At 28.9% G+C, this 18,185-nt stretch carries 14 protein-coding genes and 1 tRNA gene; 5 read left to right on the top strand and 10 right to left on the bottom strand.

The genetic code is table 11. The annotated features are described in order from the left end of the window. Positions 1-246: 246 nt before the first annotated feature. Together GOY08_RS07905 and GOY08_RS07900 are read left to right on the top strand one after the other, a co-directional pair. Entirely contained in the window at positions 247-1,404 is a 1,158-nt protein-coding gene (locus tag GOY08_RS07905) for a tyrosine-type recombinase/integrase (protein WP_158998356.1), read from the top strand. Between the two features lie 318 nt (positions 1,405-1,722). After that, complete coding sequence (locus tag GOY08_RS07900) at positions 1,723-3,351, top strand: P-loop ATPase, Sll1717 family (protein ID WP_158998355.1); 1,629 nt, start codon at positions 1,723-1,725, stop codon at positions 3,349-3,351. 120 nt (positions 3,352-3,471) lie between these two features. On the opposite strand, the gene GOY08_RS07895 is transcribed toward GOY08_RS07900, so the two are convergent. The 3 genes from GOY08_RS07895 to GOY08_RS07885 all read right to left on the bottom strand — a co-directional run bounded on the left by GOY08_RS07895 (position 3,472) and on the right by GOY08_RS07885 (position 6,243). After that, positions 3,472-4,179: a hypothetical protein gene (locus GOY08_RS07895; RefSeq protein ID WP_158998354.1), complete on the bottom strand. Its 708-nt coding sequence runs from the start codon at positions 4,177-4,179 to the stop codon at positions 3,472-3,474. 190 nt (positions 4,180-4,369) lie between these two features. Beyond that, on the bottom strand, positions 4,370-4,897 hold the full coding sequence (locus GOY08_RS07890; RefSeq protein ID WP_158998353.1) for a DUF29 family protein: 528 nt from the start codon (positions 4,895-4,897) through the stop codon (positions 4,370-4,372). Positions 4,898-5,247: 350 nt separating this feature from the next. Further along, the gene (locus GOY08_RS07885; protein ID WP_158998352.1) at positions 5,248-6,243 is read right to left on the bottom strand and encodes a hypothetical protein; all 996 of its coding nucleotides are present in this window, start codon (positions 6,241-6,243) and stop codon (positions 5,248-5,250) included. Between the two features lie 538 nt (positions 6,244-6,781). Between GOY08_RS07885 and GOY08_RS07880 the strand changes: the two genes are divergently transcribed. Next, the gene (locus GOY08_RS07880) at positions 6,782-7,270 is read left to right on the top strand and encodes a hypothetical protein (protein ID WP_158998351.1); all 489 of its coding nucleotides are present in this window, start codon (positions 6,782-6,784) and stop codon (positions 7,268-7,270) included. Positions 7,271-7,344: 74 nt separating this feature from the next. Here the strand turns inward: GOY08_RS07880 and GOY08_RS15750 are convergent, their stop codons facing one another. From GOY08_RS15750 to GOY08_RS07860, 4 genes are all read right to left on the bottom strand, one after another. After that, positions 7,345-7,716, bottom strand: a complete 372-nt coding sequence (locus tag GOY08_RS15750; RefSeq protein ID WP_158998350.1) for a hypothetical protein — start codon at positions 7,714-7,716, stop codon at positions 7,345-7,347. After that, complete coding sequence (locus GOY08_RS15745) at positions 7,622-7,930, bottom strand: BrnT family toxin (protein ID WP_158998349.1); 309 nt, start codon at positions 7,928-7,930, stop codon at positions 7,622-7,624. Before GOY08_RS15745 ends, GOY08_RS15750 begins: the two co-directional genes overlap by 95 nt. Before the next feature lie 223 nt (positions 7,931-8,153). After that, positions 8,154-8,228 (bottom strand) — tRNA-Arg (locus GOY08_RS07865). A gap of 66 nt (positions 8,229-8,294) precedes the next feature. Continuing rightward, on the bottom strand, positions 8,295-10,109 hold the full coding sequence (locus GOY08_RS07860) for a peptidoglycan D,D-transpeptidase FtsI family protein (protein WP_158998348.1): 1,815 nt from the start codon (positions 10,107-10,109) through the stop codon (positions 8,295-8,297). A 301-nt stretch (positions 10,110-10,410) separates the two neighbouring features. Between GOY08_RS07860 and GOY08_RS07855 the strand changes: the two genes are divergently transcribed. After that, positions 10,411-11,307: a hypothetical protein gene (locus GOY08_RS07855; RefSeq protein WP_158998347.1), complete on the top strand. Its 897-nt coding sequence runs from the start codon at positions 10,411-10,413 to the stop codon at positions 11,305-11,307. A 35-nt stretch (positions 11,308-11,342) separates the two neighbouring features. On the opposite strand, the gene GOY08_RS07850 is transcribed toward GOY08_RS07855, so the two are convergent. The 3 genes from GOY08_RS07850 to GOY08_RS07840 form a co-directional block, all read right to left on the bottom strand. Beyond that, the gene (locus tag GOY08_RS07850) at positions 11,343-12,674 is read right to left on the bottom strand and encodes a ricin-type beta-trefoil lectin domain protein (protein WP_158998346.1); all 1,332 of its coding nucleotides are present in this window, start codon (positions 12,672-12,674) and stop codon (positions 11,343-11,345) included. A 222-nt stretch (positions 12,675-12,896) separates the two neighbouring features. After that, positions 12,897-13,184: a hypothetical protein gene (locus GOY08_RS07845; protein WP_158998345.1), complete on the bottom strand. Its 288-nt coding sequence runs from the start codon at positions 13,182-13,184 to the stop codon at positions 12,897-12,899. 54 nt (positions 13,185-13,238) lie between these two features. Further along, positions 13,239-14,789: a UDP-N-acetylmuramoyl-tripeptide--D-alanyl-D-alanine ligase gene (locus GOY08_RS07840; RefSeq protein ID WP_158998344.1), complete on the bottom strand. Its 1,551-nt coding sequence runs from the start codon at positions 14,787-14,789 to the stop codon at positions 13,239-13,241. Positions 14,790-14,899: 110 nt separating this feature from the next. On the opposite strand from GOY08_RS07840, the gene icmF reads away from it, so the two are divergent. Further along, entirely contained in the window at positions 14,900-18,178 is a 3,279-nt protein-coding gene (gene icmF / locus GOY08_RS07835; protein ID WP_158998343.1) for a fused isobutyryl-CoA mutase/GTPase IcmF, read from the top strand. Positions 18,179-18,185 lie beyond the last annotated feature (7 nt).

Below are 18,185 nucleotides of genomic sequence, written 5' to 3'. Positions count from 1 at the left end.
TAGTACAGCTATTTTAATTTCAGACTTATTTTATGTGTTTAAAAAGTTATTTCCAAAAAGTAAATTTGACCAAATTAAAAGCTTTTCTAATGAAATTACGAAACGGTTTAATGAAGCCAAAGTTAATAAGGCAGGACAAAGAAAAAAACATACAGGTTTTCATTTATCTATAAATGAAACTTTTAATGGATATTTATATAAACATATTTAATTTACAACTTACTTAAGTAAAAGGAATTACAAAGTATGCATCAAAGTACTAATAAATTAGCAGGCATTCGTTTTTTACAACGCATCAATAAATGGGAAGCGAGGGTTTCTGTTCAGGGGGAGCACTATTCAAAGACTTTTATTAAACAAGAGGATGCCATACTTTGGCGAGAGCACATGCTAAAACCTTCTGTTAATTTAGTTCCAACCTGTGAAATATTATTTCCACAGTGGCTTGAAAATCCATTTGGTGCGTATTCTCCTCAAACACTTTTTATCTATGAACAAAATGTAAGATTATACTTGGATAAAGCCTTTGGACATTTGAAACCTGAAGAAATAACAGAACAAGCCATTTTAACGTTTGTTTTAAATTTAGCTAGCTCTACTACCAACCAAGGCAAAAAACGCTCTCTAAAGTCCATTAAAAACATTGTTGGTTGTTTCAGTTCATTTTTAGATTGGTGTTGTTTTAAAAGTTACTTAGAAGACAATCCTTTGAAACGTTCTAAAGTAAAAAATAACCTAAGTATTTTTTATAAGAAAAATCGGTTAGAAAATAATCAAGCAAATACAATAAAGAAAAAAGCTCTTACCAAAGAAGAAGCTAAATTACTCATAGCCCAAGCTTACAAACGAGGATTTCAAACAGGACTGATTATAGAATTTTTAATTTATACAGGATTAAGAATTGGAGAAGCCGCAGCTCTAACTTGGGGCGATCTGACTTATTTAAAAACTGACAACCTTGGCAATGTTTCTTTATTCATTACTATCAATAAAACCATGGACCACCGCACGAAAAGCATTCAACGCTCTGCAAAATGTGATTCTAATGGGCAAGTAGAAATTTCTTATTCCATTGCCCAAAAGTTAGAACAGTGGAAAAAAATAGCTTCTGATTATGGCTATCCTATTTCTAGCTTAGACTTTCTATTTCCTTTTGTTGCTCAAAGTCCTAAAGACTTTTCTGCTCTTATTTCTTCTTTAGCTAGAAAAGCAAATATCAAACACGTCACTGCTCACGGGGTTAGACACACCACAATTACTTTCTTAGCGAGTTCAGGCCATTCTATGCAAGTCGTTCAAAAAATAGCTCGGCATAAAACTTCTGATATGACAACAGCATATTTTGATGCAACTCAACTTCCTGTGACCGGTGTTACTGCTAGTATTGAAGGGATTTTGGGGTAGTTTTAAGTTAAAAATAAAAATGTTTATATTTAGTAAAAAATTTTTTGAAATTATGACTTTTAAATGTGTTTTGTTATTTTAGCATTGAGAATAAAAAATTGATTAAAAATAAATTTAAAATTTTATATAATTATTGAATATAAATATTTTATCGTTCTTAAGTAAGTAATTATTTTACTTACTTAAACAGGATCATAACTAGAAGTAATCTTAATTTAAAGGTTATGGATTGTTTTAAAATTTTCTAAAACAATTTATATCTGATATTCAATATTGTTTATTATTATAAATATAGAATTTTAAAGAGGTCAGGTAAAAATGAACCCAAAGTACAAACTAAAAGATGGCATTGGAGCAGTTTCAGCTGAACATGATTTATACTTAATCGAAGCTTTCATAGATAATGGGTATTTAGAAAAAATTAAAGATCCAAAAACACCTCAATTTATTTTACTAGGTCGAACGGGCGCTGGTAAATCCGCAATTATCAAATATTTAGAAAATAAAATAGATTCCAAAAGGTTTAAAAAAATTGAAATTGAATACTTATGTCTGCAATACTTAAAAGATAATATTACTTTAAGAACGCTAAAAGATCGAAAAAAAAATATTGAATCATTCTACAAGTATCTTTGGAGACATATATTTATTTTAGAGATTGTCCAATTTTTTTCTGAAGATGTAAATAACACTAATTCATTCTATAAATTTTTTAACATTCAAAATTCAAAAAATAAAAACAAAGCGATTAACCAAGCATCACAATATTTCCAAAAATACTCTGATTGTGTTTTTAAAAATACTGAGGAAAACATTAAAAATGCAGTAACTGAAATAGAAAAAAAAGTTCTTGAAGAAGCTCAACTTTCTGCTAATATTAGTTATAAACCTGAAGTTAAAACTGATTTAAAGACCTCAAATAACTCAGTAATAAAACAAAAATCCGAATCAGAATTTAAAGACACAGACTACGTTATTGATAGGTACCAGATATCCGAACTAGATGGAGTAATAAGATCTCTAATTAAAGAGTTTAGTGATGATCAAAAAGAATATTATATAATAATTGATAATTTAGATAAAAATTGGACCTATGATGATAAAGATTTAAATGAAATTATTAAATATTTACTTAATGCTATAAAAGATATTAATACAAAAATTAGAGATTTAAATATTAAAATTATAGTTTCAGTTCGTGAAAATATATTCAATAGTGTTTTACAAACAACAAGAGACAATGAACCTCAAATTGAAAAATGGAATGATTTCATTCTAACTATTACATGGAAAAAACAGGAACTTATTCAATTGATAAACAAAAGATTAACCATATTTAAACATCAATATCAAAAGTCAAGTCCAGATTTAAATGATATATTACCTACAGAAGACAACGGCAAAGATAATACTGACAATAAAGCAATAGATTATATTTTGAATAGAACATTCCAAAGACCAAGAGATGTAATTTCTTTTTTTAATAATTTAGTTAAACTAATAGATTCAGAAAAATTTGAAAGAATTAGTTGGGAAAAAGTTAAAGAAATTTCAAAATATTTTGAACAAGAAATAATTGAAAGTGTGATCGATGAATGGAAATATAACTTTCCATATTTAAGATATTCTTTGGATTTAATTAAAGGATTAAAATATAAATTTAAAATCAGTGAAATAAATCAACAATCTATTAACGATTTATTTAATAAAAATACTAGATTTATCAATGACGAACTTACTCAAATTTACTTAGACAGTCAAACAACTGCAATAAAAAAAATTTTAGAATGCTGGATGATTGTTGAATTTATAGAAATAGAAGATAATAAAAATTATATTAAAAACTCTCCATTATTTAAAAAACTACCAGAAGATAATAATGGAAATACTAATTATATAATTCATAAATGTTTACATAATACATATAACATAAAAATGAAATTTTAAAAATAACGAAAGCATAATTATTTTTATAATTACATACCTAATTGCATTTAGTGCCAATTAAAAGTTTATCCGTCGATAAAAGAAATTCCTATTTTTTAAAATAAAAGTAATTTGATAATACTAAATATTACTTTCATTTTTCCTGATATTTAAAGACAAAAGTTCTCCGTCTAAAATTACTAGACGAAAATTTAAGTTATTTTTTTCGTATTTTCCTACATTTATATTATCTTCTAAATTATTCAAAGATTTATTATAAATTAATTTATAAATATCTATTGACTCTACTTTATTTAAATTTGAATCTAAAGAATATATTATTGAAGACAAATTTAATAGACAATATTTAGTGTCACGAGGATTTCCTTTCAATTTAATTAGAGCCGTCAAATCTTGAATATTATTATTTTTATCTAATTCAAAATGTATTTTATAATATTGATTTAAATATATAGTATATGTACCATCATTTTCTTTTATTTTATCGTTTTTAATTTTCAATACATTTTTTGTTTCGTCAGCAAAACGATTATATCTCTCAATGAATTTATCTATTGAAATAATTGAATTCTTTTCGAAATCTAGTGATTTGTTTGTTGAAGAACTAAGTTTTTCCTTTTCTGAGATGTTTATATCATTTGGTATAAAATAGCTTAATGATAAAGGAAAACATATTAATGAAAATATAAAAAACCATAAAGATTCTTTTTTACTTGGTACTTTTCCAGATTTTTTGTCTTTTAGAATTTCTGGTTTAATAAAGCCTATAATAGAGTTGACAAAAATTATAAAGAAAAATAAACATAAAATAATCATGAAAATATACATAATAGAAATTTCCTAATAAGAAAACAATTTATAAGATATATGAACTATGAATAGTACAAGTATTCAAATTAATTTTCTATTTTTTTTAAATTTTTTTTTTAATTTAAAAAAAATAGAAAGTGTTGAATAGATTATAAATCTTAACTTGAAAAACAATCATCATCAAAACTCAGCTTTAATTTAGATCATTTTATTTTGCTAATGATTCATCATAAAGGCTATCATGGAATTCTTTATATTCAGGATAATATTCTTTTTTAAGTATATTCTCTAAACTAAAAGGCGATTTCTTTTCATAGCAATCAGGACTAATATTATTATCCTCTGATTCTAAAATTACTGTCAAATTATAGATATCTTCAAGATTATCTAAAATATACAAATAAAGTGTCTTACTATTTCTAAATTCAACATCCAATTGTGTTCTAAGGTTCTCAATAATTACTCTATTCTCTCTAAGACTCTCTGGATGTGTATTTGCTGAATTCCAATAATTTGTGCTGACTTTAATATTTTTAGGATTATGTTGATATCGAAGTAAAGCTCTCATTAATTTGATAATTTTTGCTTTGATTTTTATCTTTTTATTTTGAACAACTGTATCTAATATTAATGAAATTTTTTCAGGTTTTATTAAAGGATTTTTTTCTTCCCTAAGTATTTTAGAATTTTTTTCGCACAAATAAATAATGTCGTTTTCGGTAGATAAATTTTCCATGACAACTTCCTTAAAATAAATGATAGCATTTCATTTTAAATTTAAAATTAGCAACTTTAACTCCGCTTTTTAGAAATAACTGTTCTAAATTTACAATACAAATTCCATTTAGTATTTTTATATAGTCAAAAAATCAAACCATATTTAATACAATAAAATCAATAACTTAAATTGATTTTACCAAATCCAAAGAATCGCATAAAAAATTATCAATTATAAACTTATACTTTATTTTCATAGATAAAAATATCATTCAAATTAGAGAAAGTTAACTCAAGTCAAGATCCTTTTAAAGACAAGCAAAATCCAATACAACTTAAAACTTACTAATTGAAAATTTGAAAATGAGATTATTTTTTGGCCTCTTTTATTAAATTAGTTAATTCTTTTAAATTGTTTGATTTTAAAAAAATCATTATTTCTTTTAAGTCATCATCATTTTTAGAAGTTGGCCTGTTGTCAGAGTAAATAGTTTTAAATACTTCTTTTATCGTTTCATCAGCATTTTTTTCTTTTAATTGCTCAAGTATTGAAGGAGTGCTTTCTGCAACAGAAGCCTTTAAAATATAAGATGTCTTTAAATCTATGTTAAATAGATATTGAGACCAGCAAAATCTTATTAAAAATGCTACTGGAATGGACAATGAAAGCCTAATAATAGAGGTATATATTTCAATTTGGAATAAAGAAATATTTTCAGTTTTAAATTTACTAACATCTGGAATATTTGAAGAAAACAAATGTAATTCAAGAAGAACTATTAGTGTAACAAATACCAAAACAAGCCAAAACCACATTATTGGTTTAATTTCTTTAGTAGCATTATTAAATGAATTAGCGATAGATTTTATTTTAGCATCACCAAGTAAATCATTTATTTGACTTTCTATTACATTGTATCTTTTTTCTAAAATTTCAATGTTATTCATTCTTTCATTATAGCTTTTTATATTTTCTAATATACCATTTTGATCTTTAAAATATTTACATCTAAAGTAAATTCCATATGAATGAAAATTTTTTATTAAATTATTAAGGTAATTTATAATATTATTTAAATTTTCTTGGGGTATATTATTATTGATAATAAATTTTAAATTATTAATATTACTTTCAATTTCTGTTTTTATTGAAAGACTTAATTCTATAAAAATTTTTTCAAAGACATTAGATGTAATAATCTCTATAATTTCTATCATTGTGCTATTTAAATTATCAATATCAGAAAAGAAATTGGCAGTTGATAATCCTGATTTATGATGTTGACTATAAAAATCAGCCCATTTTGGTTGAAATTCTTTAATTTTAATTTTTATATTTTCCAATTTTGGGTCTTGTGTATTCATTTTAAGATCCTTTACTCAAATTTTATAAAAATCAAGATAAAGCAGTCTTAAAACGATTGCTTAAAATAAGCAATATTTTCATTTCGTTAATAAAATCAACATCAAAATTAAAGAAAATTTTAGAAATCAAAAAAACACTTATAAAATACAGAAAAGTCACCGTGCTTAAAAATCAATTATCCAAATATTAATTATTCTAACTCTAAAATATATTTAAAAACTTAAGCATAAAATAAGACTTCTTTAAATCTTACAATTCTCTTTACCAACTCTAAAAAAGTTAGTTACTTTTCACAATTGATTCTCAGCAAACCCTACTCCTCCCCCCATTTGATCTTCCCCGTCCAACATGTAAAATAACTTCAGGTTTGATACAAAAAAAAGAGGAAGACACATAGCTCGTGCTTCCCCTTAAAATCAAATCACATGGTGTTATTTGATAATTAAATAATACATAAAGTAAGCAAGATTACAAGCTTACTTACAGGTTTGTTTTCATGATGAGGTGTCTTTTTTTCAACAAAAGGACATTTTAATAATGACAAAACAACAAGCAAATTTAATTGGAACTCGCTTTATCCTGCTTATTAACAAATGGGAAGCAAGATCTGCTGTTAAAGGAACACATTATTCCAAAACATTTTTAAATAAAGAAGATGCTATTTTTTGGCGAACGCAGTTGTTACAACCAACTTCGGTTATTGTTGCAACGTGTGAATTGTTATATGATAGTTGGTTGAATAACCCATTTAGTTTTTATTCGCCACAATCCATATTTATTTATAAACAAAATTTAAGGTTGTATTTGTTGCCAGAATTTGGAAGTTTAAAGCCTACCGAAATTGATGAGAATTTAATTTTATCTTTTGCCATAAAGCTTACTGAAACAAAAACGGTCCAAGGAAAAGCTCGTTCCCTTAAAACGGTACAAAACATCATAGGTACGTTAAGCACTTTTTTTGAATGGTATTTATTACCTAGCCTAAGCAATACGTGTCTTATTAAATATGGCAAGTTTTTTAATTAGTAACATTTAGAAAAAACATTTCAGCCAACATGAAAACTTAAATACATGCACAAATTGTTCTTTTATTTAAATTTTTACTTATGATCACCATAAAATAAATTGTTTATTTCTTCACATTCTGCATCAAAATCATCAGAAATTTTCATTTTTATTTTACTTTTCTTTGCTTGACCTAAAGCGCAATCTACCCAATTTGTAAACCCATTTTTCTTAGCCCAATAAAACAATAAACTTTTTTCTAAAGCAGATAAGCGAAAAGAAACAACCTCTTTCCTAAGCTCTTCTTGTTTTCTTGGTCTACCCATTTTTTTCTTTGCATTCTGCAATACTTCTCTTTCTTGAGCAGTTGGGCTAATAAATCCGTGTTCTTTTTTTTGCTGATTCTGAATAGATTTTTTCTTCAAATTTTTCAGCACATCTTGCAGAGATAATTCTGATTGTGTCATCTCCTTCTCCTTCATATTCGCAGAAGACAACGAAGAGGCAGCGATATTTTTCTGAGTATCCAATGGCTTGGAATCTGTCTTCTTCTTCGCTGTTGTTTTCATCGTATTTGATTTTAATTTTTGGGTCGTTGAAGATGCTTTTGGCTTCTTCGAAGTCGACTCCGTGTTTTTTCTTGTTTTTTGCTGCTTTTTCTTCATGCCACTCATACTGCACTCCTTCCTCCTAAATACTTATCGTAATACAAAAAATATACTTTATGTATTACGATAAATCAATAAAATAATAGAATTTAGTCTCAGCAATGTTTAAAACTAACTAAAAATATTGAGTTTTTTCAAATTTTGGAAATTTGGACTGTCCCAAGAAAAAATTGGGATTCCCTGTTGGGACTATCTTGCGGGGAAAGAAAAAAACAGGAAAATAAAGGTTATCCCTATGGCGGACCCAGCAAGAATCGAACTTGCGCTTCAGGCTTCGGAGGCCTACGTGATATCCACTTCACCATGGGTCCAATCAGGAAAATACTTAAAAGTATTGTGGCACATAAGCCTTGCAACAATGCCATACTAAAGTCAAGTTATTGAATTGGAGTATTTTTGTCTTCGCTTTTAGAAAGATAAGCGTTCACATAAGGCTCAACATGAAAGATTCCTTGGGAATTTAAATAGTCTACAGTTTTTCTCCCAATTTGCGAGAACACAGGTCCTGCAAGCATAGCACCGTATGCAGGGCGTACCTTTACTTCATCAATAACAACCACAATGGCAAGTTTAGGGTTATTTGCAGGTATAATTCCTTGGTAGACTGCAGTGCGTTCGGAATAAGCTTTATCTTTGTTTGACCAAATTTGTGCCGTACCCGTTTTTCCGCCTACTAGAATACCTGGAATTCTTCCAGCGTTACTTTGTTCAATAACATTCCCCATCATTTCTGAAATTGTTTTGCTAGTATCTTTGCGAATAAATTGAATAGGTGGCCCTACAAAGTTTTTTTCTTGTTCAGGATCTTTTGCTAAAATATTCATTCCTTTATCTTGTCCACCGCCCACCATTATAGTAACAGCGTGTGCCAATTGTAGTGGAGAAATAGCAAAACCCTGGCCGAAGGACATATTTGCAAAACGCATTTCACTCCAAGACTCTGGCTTATGAATTCGTCCTTTCCATTCCCCTGGGAAACCAAGGCCAGGAGACCTGCCAAAGCCAACTTTCATTAAGGATTCATAAAAACGTTCCCGTCCTGCTTTTAACGAAATTTTATACATTCCCACGTTGCTACTATAACGTAACACACCCTGTGTATCTAAATTAAAATTAACAGGATGGTCATCATGAATGACTCCCCCTGGAACATTCATTGCACCACCACGCACATCAAATATAGTGCTGGGCTGAATAATGCCTAAATCTAAAGCCTTTGCAATCCACATTGGTTTCGATGCAGAACCAAGTTCAATCGCATCCATAACTGGTCTAAAACGTTTGGCTTCAGGATCATTTACAGGAGGATTATTTAAGTCGTAAGTAGGATAACTTGCGATTGCTAACAGCTCTCCAGTTGTTACGTCTATCACAATAGCACTACCACCTTTTGCTTTTGCTTTAATCACTCCATCTCTTAAGGCATTTTGCGTAAATTGCTGAATAGAAATATCAATGGAAAGACGAAGATTTGGCAACATTTGCGCAGGTTTTGAAGCATCATTAGCCTTATTAATCACAACTCTACCGCGTGCATCACGCCTTGCATCCACTTTAATAGGTTTTTCTGTCAAACGAGAATTATAAATTTTTTCAACACCTTCTAGACCAATTCCATCAGCACCAACAAATCCAATTAATTGCGCAGCAATATCTTTTTCTGGATAAATACGTTTTGGTTCTTCAACAGTATCAATAAAATTTTTCCATTTTTTTAATGAACCTAAAGAAACTAATTCATTGTTAGTCATTTGTCTTTTTAACCAGACGAAGTTTCTTTTATCATTGCGCAAATTAAGCAAGTCTTTATAAGGAACTTGAATTTGTTTTGCTACAATCTTCAATGTTTCTTCATCTTGCGGCATTTTCTTTGTCAAAATATATAAACTGGTACTTGAGACACTTACAGCCAATACTTTTCCATTTCTATCCGTAATAGTTGCCCTAGGCTTAGACAAAGTGACACTAGTTTCAAGTTGTTTTGAACCTTTAGCAATCAGCCTTGCACGTAAATCTGTTGGTAAAACAGTCAACCATGCATAGCGAATTAATATAGCAACAATAACTGTAAGAAAGATAAGACTCATAGCCATTGCACGTTTTTGATAGTTATAATTTATTTTTACTTTTCGTGGATCAAAATAGTCTTTTACTTTTTGCCAGATAGATTTATTATAATATTTTTGCTTCATAATATATCATCCTTTATTTATGAAATGGATAAATATTTTTACAGTCTAGATTTAGATGCATGTTTTAGATCAAAAAGAAATGAAAACAAAAACATAAAGCTCATTTAATATTCTTTGAGCCAAGATTATATATAGTGGGCAAAGAAGAGAATTGCAATATTGTGGATTGAAAATGATAACCAAAAAAAATGAAACCTCCTTAAATACATTAATATAATCTTAATAACAGGTTAACCAATTGGTCATGATAAAATTTATATATTTCCTTAGGTTTTTTTTAATTTCTAAGGCCAAAAAATATATGTTTTTAAAAAAATTATTTGCATTTGATCAAGCAAAATTCCAAGCAAACAATCCTTTTGCAAGAAGATCTCAAGAAGAAAGGTTTCTCCATGAGAATTTTAAAAATGGTTTATGTCTTGGATATACAGCCTTATTTGCTAAATATTTAAGTGATGAATGGAATAAAAAAAATCTACCCATAGTTCATTTTAATTTATATACAAATGACTACAGCTATTATCCCTATTTACAAAGTGTCATGTTAACACAATCCCATGTAAATCAAAAATTAGATATTAGTATGATGATTGAAAGAAAAAATTTACAAGAATTAAGAGATGCTGCTACTAATTTTGCAGAAAAAAAACAAAATAGAGAAAAATTAAAACTTCTGAACGATAAAATAAATGATTCAGAATATATTAAAGACGTTGAAAATAGTTATAAAAATAATCATAAAACTAAATTTGTAAATAAAAATAATGATGCTGATAATTTACTAGAAAGTGAATTTGATCTTTTGCAAAATATTTTCAAAAACCAGTTTTATGAATATTTATATTCTAAAAAATATGAATTTAAAGCCAAAGAGTTTTCTAGTGACCTAAAAAATGAATTAAATTATTTTAAAAATAAAACAAAAAAATTTGTGATTATCAAACCAATTACAATTACTATAAGTTTATTAAAACACAGTATTTGTATTGCTGTTATGAAAGAAAAATCTTCTTTTTTCTCAGAAAAAATTTATTTTTTTGACTCCAACTTTGGCTTATATCAATACATAGGACATATAGATTTTTTCCCAAAAATATTTCATAATTATATCAAAAATAGTTATGGGAAAATTATTGATAAAGAAGAAATTTATGAAATGTTTTTTTTGCATTCATTTGTATTAAAAAGTCAAGTTTAAACATTTCAAATTGTCTTAGTCTATTTGTATTTATATTATTTTAATTTCCATTTTTGTTGCGGCTCATCAACACAATCCCAAACTTGGACATTTGTACCATTTGTTGAGATAGCACCTCTTACATCTAAACACTTGCCAGAAATCCCACGCAGTAAACCGTTTTCCATTAAAGTCCATTTTTGTTGTGGGACATTCACACAATCCCAAATTTGCACTGCCGTTCCATTAGTGTCAGATCCACCGCGGACATCTAAACATTTTCCACCTAGACCTTGCAAATATCCTTCATTAGTCAGTTTCCATTCTTGTTGTGGAGTATTTACACAATCCCAAATTTGCACATCGGTACCATTATTCGCTTGCGCACCTCTTACATCTAAACACTTACCACCCAAGCCTTGAATTTTTCCATTTCTATTTTTAACTGCAGAAATAGAATACATCCGATATCCCCAAGTTGTGTAATCAGTATTGACTTCACACGTATTTGGATCCGCTCCACCATTAGGTTGTGATGGGCGAGGATATTTACACATATCAAATGCAGCATATTGTAAAAAAGAATTCCATTTTATATTGCGGTCATTGTTTGTTAAATTAACAGGAAGAGAAGAAATATTGTAGCCCCGATAAATTTTATAATTTATTTCTTTATTACTTGCATGCAAAGCTTCTAGTGTAAAAAGTGCTGAATGCTTGTGATCTGAATGATCATTACCGTAAATTCCAGTACTATCTAAAGTCCTTACAATGTTTGGCGAGTAATCTTTAATTAATTTTGTTAATACTTCAATTAATTGTTCTCTTGAATAACTCTCAAATTGTTGTGGTTGACAAAAATTGCTTGCATTAACTTTTGGAATAAAAGATGTTTCATGTTTCCATAATTTTTCAAGCGAAGTATTACAAGTTTCTGAATAACCTGTACCAGAAGGATTTCCATCTGGTAATCGCATATAGATAATTGTTACATTAGGTGCATCTCTTAAAGTATAAAGATCTAAATCTTTTCCTAAGACATTTATTTTTTGTGCTGTCCAAACATTAGCTACTCCCGCCATTTTTGCATAAGCCGCTTGGGTACCAAGTTCTCTTAATTGCCAATGATAAACAAGAACCCCTGGAGCATTTAAGCTTAAGTAACCATCATTCCAATGAATTAAACCTGCATCACCTGAAGTAACATACACTGTTTGAACTTTATGACCAGCTTTAATTGCATTTTCCATATCCGGATTCATAAATAAAAAATCATCATCTTGATGAGAAATAATCTGCATATCTTTTGCTTCTAGTGCATTGACTGAACAACAAATTAATGCTGAACTTAAAACAGATAATTTTATTTTTCTTAAAAAAGAAATCATAACTTCTCCCAATTAGATATAAAATTTTAACTATTTATTTTTTATTAGTTGCAGACATTATATAGGTTATTTTGATAAGTCAACGAATTATTTTTTATTATTACTATTATGTTTATTTAATATTTTATTATATTATTTTTAATTTTTTTTAAATAAAGTCTTTTTCATAAAAATTTAGCAGCACTTCTTTTGTAAATGCTGCTAAACATAAACTATATTCCTCTATTGATAAGAAGTATCACTGTAGTAAACAAGCCAAAGTAACGAACTAAAATCGCGTGGAGCGATATGTTTACCGTTTGCACAAGCATCAAAAAGCAATTTTCTTTGATCTTCAGTCGCTAAAGATAAATCTATGCCAAGCTCCTCTCCTAGAATATTCCAAAGCTTAAACATTTGTTCTTCACTTAAAGAAAGAACAGTATCATCTTTGGGTTCAGTTGTTCTTCTATCAACAAAAGAATTTTCCAAAATCTTTAAAAGTTCATTTTGAAGTACTTCAGGTCGCATAGTATACACCTCCCGAAATTCAAAATTGCTTCACATATCGAGGATTGACTGATTTTAACAATACACCGACTCAATAGATTTAATCACCCTATCAAGTTTCATTCCTCGACTACCTTTTACTAGAATAACAAAACCAGATAAATTCACATGTATATCTGTCAGAAATTGACTAGGATCATCTTGAGCAGCACGCCAAAAAATCCTAGTTTTATTTTCAGATAAAAGTAAATCTTCTGTTTCTTTTAATAACTTGTAACAATCATACATTGCTAAGCCGTAAAGACACAAGTATGCATTCTTGATATTTTTTAACGCATGAAAAACATTTTCATGCCAGTATTTTGACTCGTTTCCTAAATCAAGCATATCACCTAGAATAAGAAGTTTATTTTTTTCTTTCCATTCTTCATTTTGCACTGCGTGTAATGCAGCTTCTAAACTCATTGGACTCGAATTATAGCAATCGTCGAATAAAATATTTTGATCTTTTAAATAAGAAATACGAGAACGCATTGGAGGCGAAACAAATTTTGACCAACCCAGAGCTATCTCATTTAAACTTCTATTCAGCATTATAGCAGATGCAAAAGCTAATGCAAAGTTGCTTGCATTATGAATTCCAGGAAGTGGTACTTTAAAATGAATATCTTTTTCATTTTTTATTGTTGAAATATTTGAATTTATTTCTATAGAAACTTCGCTACCTGTAGGCGTTATTTCAAATATATCCCAAAGTATTAAAGTTGAAATATTTTTTAAAATGGTTGATTTATCTATTCCAATTTTTGCAAAATATTTTTTTTCGACAACAATAAAGTCATTTTTTAAAGAAATGACACTTTCAGAATTTTGATCATTTAATTTTACATGTTCAAGAAAAAATTTTAATATTTTTTCATCAGAAAGTTGCCAAATTCTTTTAGTTTTTGGATTTTTAAATAATATTAACTCTTCATTTGCTGCAGTTTCCCAATTTATCAAATGTTCAAGATGCTCTGGTCCTAAAGCAGTTAAAATAGAAATATTTGGTTGTCCTAAATCAACATGCTGTGTCATTGCACCAATTTCATCAATACCTATTTCTAATACTAAGCAATCAGGAGATTTATTTTTATTATGATCTTCTTGACATAAAGTTATTGCCATTCCTAAAAAACCATTTTCACTTTTTTCTGTCTTTGTTACTTTATAATTTCCACCACTTAAAATACTAGCTATCATTTCTTTTGTGGTTGTTTTTCCATTACTTCCACCTATTCCAAGCACTGGAAAAGAAAATTGACTGCGCATAAATTTTGCAAATTGCCGAAAAGAAGCTAAAACATCAGAAACACAAATACATTTCTTTTTCTGCTCAATAGTTAATTCATTTAGATAATTTGAATTCTCGTCAACTAAAGCTAATTGGACACCTTTTTGAAAACAATCTTTTAAATAAGCATGCCCATCGTGTTGAGATCCTTTAATAGCAACAAACAAAAGATCAGAATTCACTTTTCGACTATCAATGCAAACTCCTTTTATCATAATAGCATTAAATTCTTTTTCACATTTTTGATTTTTCAAAATAGCTTGATAAATTTCACTCGCGGAAAGAGGCCACATTTTGTGTTTTCTCCATTTATATTATAATTTACAACAAATTATGCTACTTTAAAACACCTTCACCTGCATGCTCTAAAGGCATATTAGATCAATATAGAGGAATTGAATCAATGGAAACAAGTTTTAGCTATAAACTAAAAAATAAAGTTAGATTTGTCACAGCCACTTCACTATTTGATGGACACGATGCAAGCATTAATATTATTCGCCGCCTCTTACAACAAGGAGGTGCTGAAGTCATTCATTTAGGACATAACAGAAGTGTAAATGAAGTTGTAGAAGCTGCAATTCAAGAAGATGTCCAAGCTATCTCTGTCAGTTCTTATCAAGGAGGGCACTTAGAATATTTTAAATATATGCGAGAAATTCTTGATAAAAAAGGTCGTCCAGATATGAAAATATTTGGTGGAGGTGGGGGAGTAATAATTCCAAAAGAAATTGATGAATTGCATAGAAGCGGAATTACAAAAATATATTCTCCAGAAGATGGTTTTAAAATGGGTTTAGAGGGGATGATTTGTGACATGTTAGAGAAATCAGATTACGCCCTTTGTGAATGGCCTGTTGGGATAAAAGATAAAAAGGTCAATGCAAACGATCCTTTGCATTTTGCAAGAGCGCTTACTATGATTGAAAATAATGCTAATTATCTTCCAGAATCCGTTCGTCATCAAATGGAACTAGGCAAAAAAATAAAAGAAGAAAATAATAAAAATAACCATCCTTTAGTTCTTGGAGTAACAGGAACAGGGGGCGCTGGAAAAAGCAGTTTAACTGATGAAATTATTCGCCGCTTTACTTATGAATTTCCTGAAAAAAAAATCTGTATATTTAGTATAGACCCTTCAAAAAGAAAAACGGGTGGTGCGTTACTTGGCGACAGAATAAGAATGAATGCCATTCATCATCAAAATGTTTTTATGCATAGTTTTGCGACAAGAGGTAGTAAAAATGAATTGTCATCGATTACTACTGAAGCATTATGTCTTGCACGCACAGCGGACTTTGATTTTATTATTGTTGAAACAAGCGGAATTGGACAAGGTGATACAGGTATATTAGACGTTTCTGATATCAGCCTATATGTCATGACAATTGAATTTGGTGCTCCAACTCAATTAGAAAAAATTGATATGCTGGATTTTGCTGATTTAATTGCAATAAATAAATTTGACCGCAGAGGATCAGAAGATGCATATCGCGACGTTAAAAATACCATTAGAAGGAGCAGATATGCAGGTAACAAAAATATTGCAGATAATGATTATCCGGTTTTTGGTACGATAGCAGCAAAATTTAATGATGACGGTGTTAATGCAATATATAAGGAACTTTTAAAATTATTAAATAAGAAAAGCAACTCAAATAAGTGGGAAGAAAGAATTCAAATGAATTGCAGGAAGAAATCTTCCAATAGCTCTCCTATTATTCCTCAAAGCAGAACGAATTATTTGACAGAAATTGCACATACAGTTCGAAACTATCATCAAGAAACAAATAAATATATAGAGACTGCTACTAACATTTTTTCACTCGAAAATTCTGTTAATTTAATTAAAAATCATACAGCTAAAGAAATTTTAGCTCACGAATTAAGTCAACAATGGAACTTATTACCCAACGAAATTGGAAATGAATTAAAAAATTGGAAAGAATTAAAAGAAAATTATGAAAGTGAAGCGTTTAAATATGAAGTTAGAGGAAAAAAATATGAAGTTAAAACATTTTCCGTTTCTTTATCTGGATTAAAAATTAAAAAAATAAGTCTTCCGCAATATAAAAATTATGGTGATATTGTTCAATTTTTACGAAATGAAAATTTACCTGGATATTTTCCTTTTACTGCAGGTGTGTTTCCTTTTAAAAGAGCAGATGAAGATCCTAAAAGACAATTTGCAGGGGAAGGTGGACCTGCCAGAACAAATAATCGGTTTCACTTTCTTACTAAAAATGATCCTGCAAAAAGATTGTCAACAGCATTTGATAGCGTAACTTTATATGGTGATGAACCTGCTAAAAGACCTGATATTTACGGAAAAATTGGAGAAAGTGGTGTTAGTATAGCAACCCTAAATGATATGAAAACACTTTATCAAGGGTTTGACTTATGTGATCCCAATACGAGTGTGAGTATGACTATTAACGGTCCTGCACCTATTATCCTTGCATTCTTTTTCAATACCGCTATAGATCAACAAATTGAAAAAGAAGAACTGAAAAAAGGAAATAAATTAACAACAGAAGAATACGAAAAAATAAAAAAACAAACTTTAGAAACTGTTAGAGGAACTGTTCAGGCTGATATTTTAAAAGAAGATCAAGCTCAAAATACTTGTATTTTTTCAATAGATTTTGCCCTAAAAATGATGGGTGATATTCAAGAATTTTTTGTTCTTAATAATGTACGAAATTATTATTCTGTTAGTATTTCCGGGTATCATATTGCAGAAGCTGGGGCAAATCCTATAACACAACTCGCATTTACTTTAGCAAATGGATTTACATATGTTGAGTATTACTTGAGTCGTGGAATGAATATTGATGATTTTGCACCTAATTTAGCATACTTTTTTAGCAATGGAATGGATCCTGAATATTCAGTTATTGGAAGAGTCGCAAGAAGGATATGGGCAATTGCAATGAAAGATAAATATAAAGCAAATGAACGCTCACAAAAATTAAAGTACCATATTCAAACTAGCGGTCGATCATTGCATGCACAAGAAATGAATTTTAATGATATCAGAACAACCCTCCAAGCATTACTCGCATTATCGGATAATTGTAATTCATTGCACACAAACGCATACGATGAAGCAATAACAACACCAACTGAAGAGAGTGTAAGACGAAGTATGGCAATTCAACTTATTCTTGCCAGAGAGTTTGGTGTATTAAAAAATGAAAATCCAATGCAAGGCAGTTTCTTTATTGAGCAATTAACAAATGCCGTGGAAGAAGCTGTTTTAGAAGAATTTGAAAAAATATCTAGTAGAGGTGGGGTTTTGGGTGCTATGGAAACTCAATATCAACGCGGTAAAGTACAAGAAGAAAGTCTATATTATGAAACTTTGAAACATTCCGGACAACTACCATTAATTGGTGTAAATACGTATCTAAATCCGAATACTGAAGAAATTGAAAAGAAAAATGAAATTCAACTTTCAAGAGCATCATATAAAGAAAAAGATGAGCAATTGAATAGATTAGAAGAATTTAAAATAAAAAATGAAGAGAAGAAAAAAATTGCTTTAAAAAATTTACAAGAAAAAGTATTAACAAATAATAATATCTTTGCTGAATTACTCAACACTACACGCTATGCATCACTTGGAGAAATAACTCAGGCTCTTTATGCTGTTGGAGGGCAATATCGTAGAGCAATGTAAAATACAA

It is taken from the genome of Pigmentibacter ruber, from assembly GCF_009792895.1.
Lineage (GTDB): Bacteria > Bdellovibrionota_B > Oligoflexia > Silvanigrellales > Silvanigrellaceae > Silvanigrella > Silvanigrella rubra.
The sequence above is the reverse complement of the archived record's forward strand: the minus strand, read 5'-3'. Positions and strand labels throughout refer to the sequence as shown.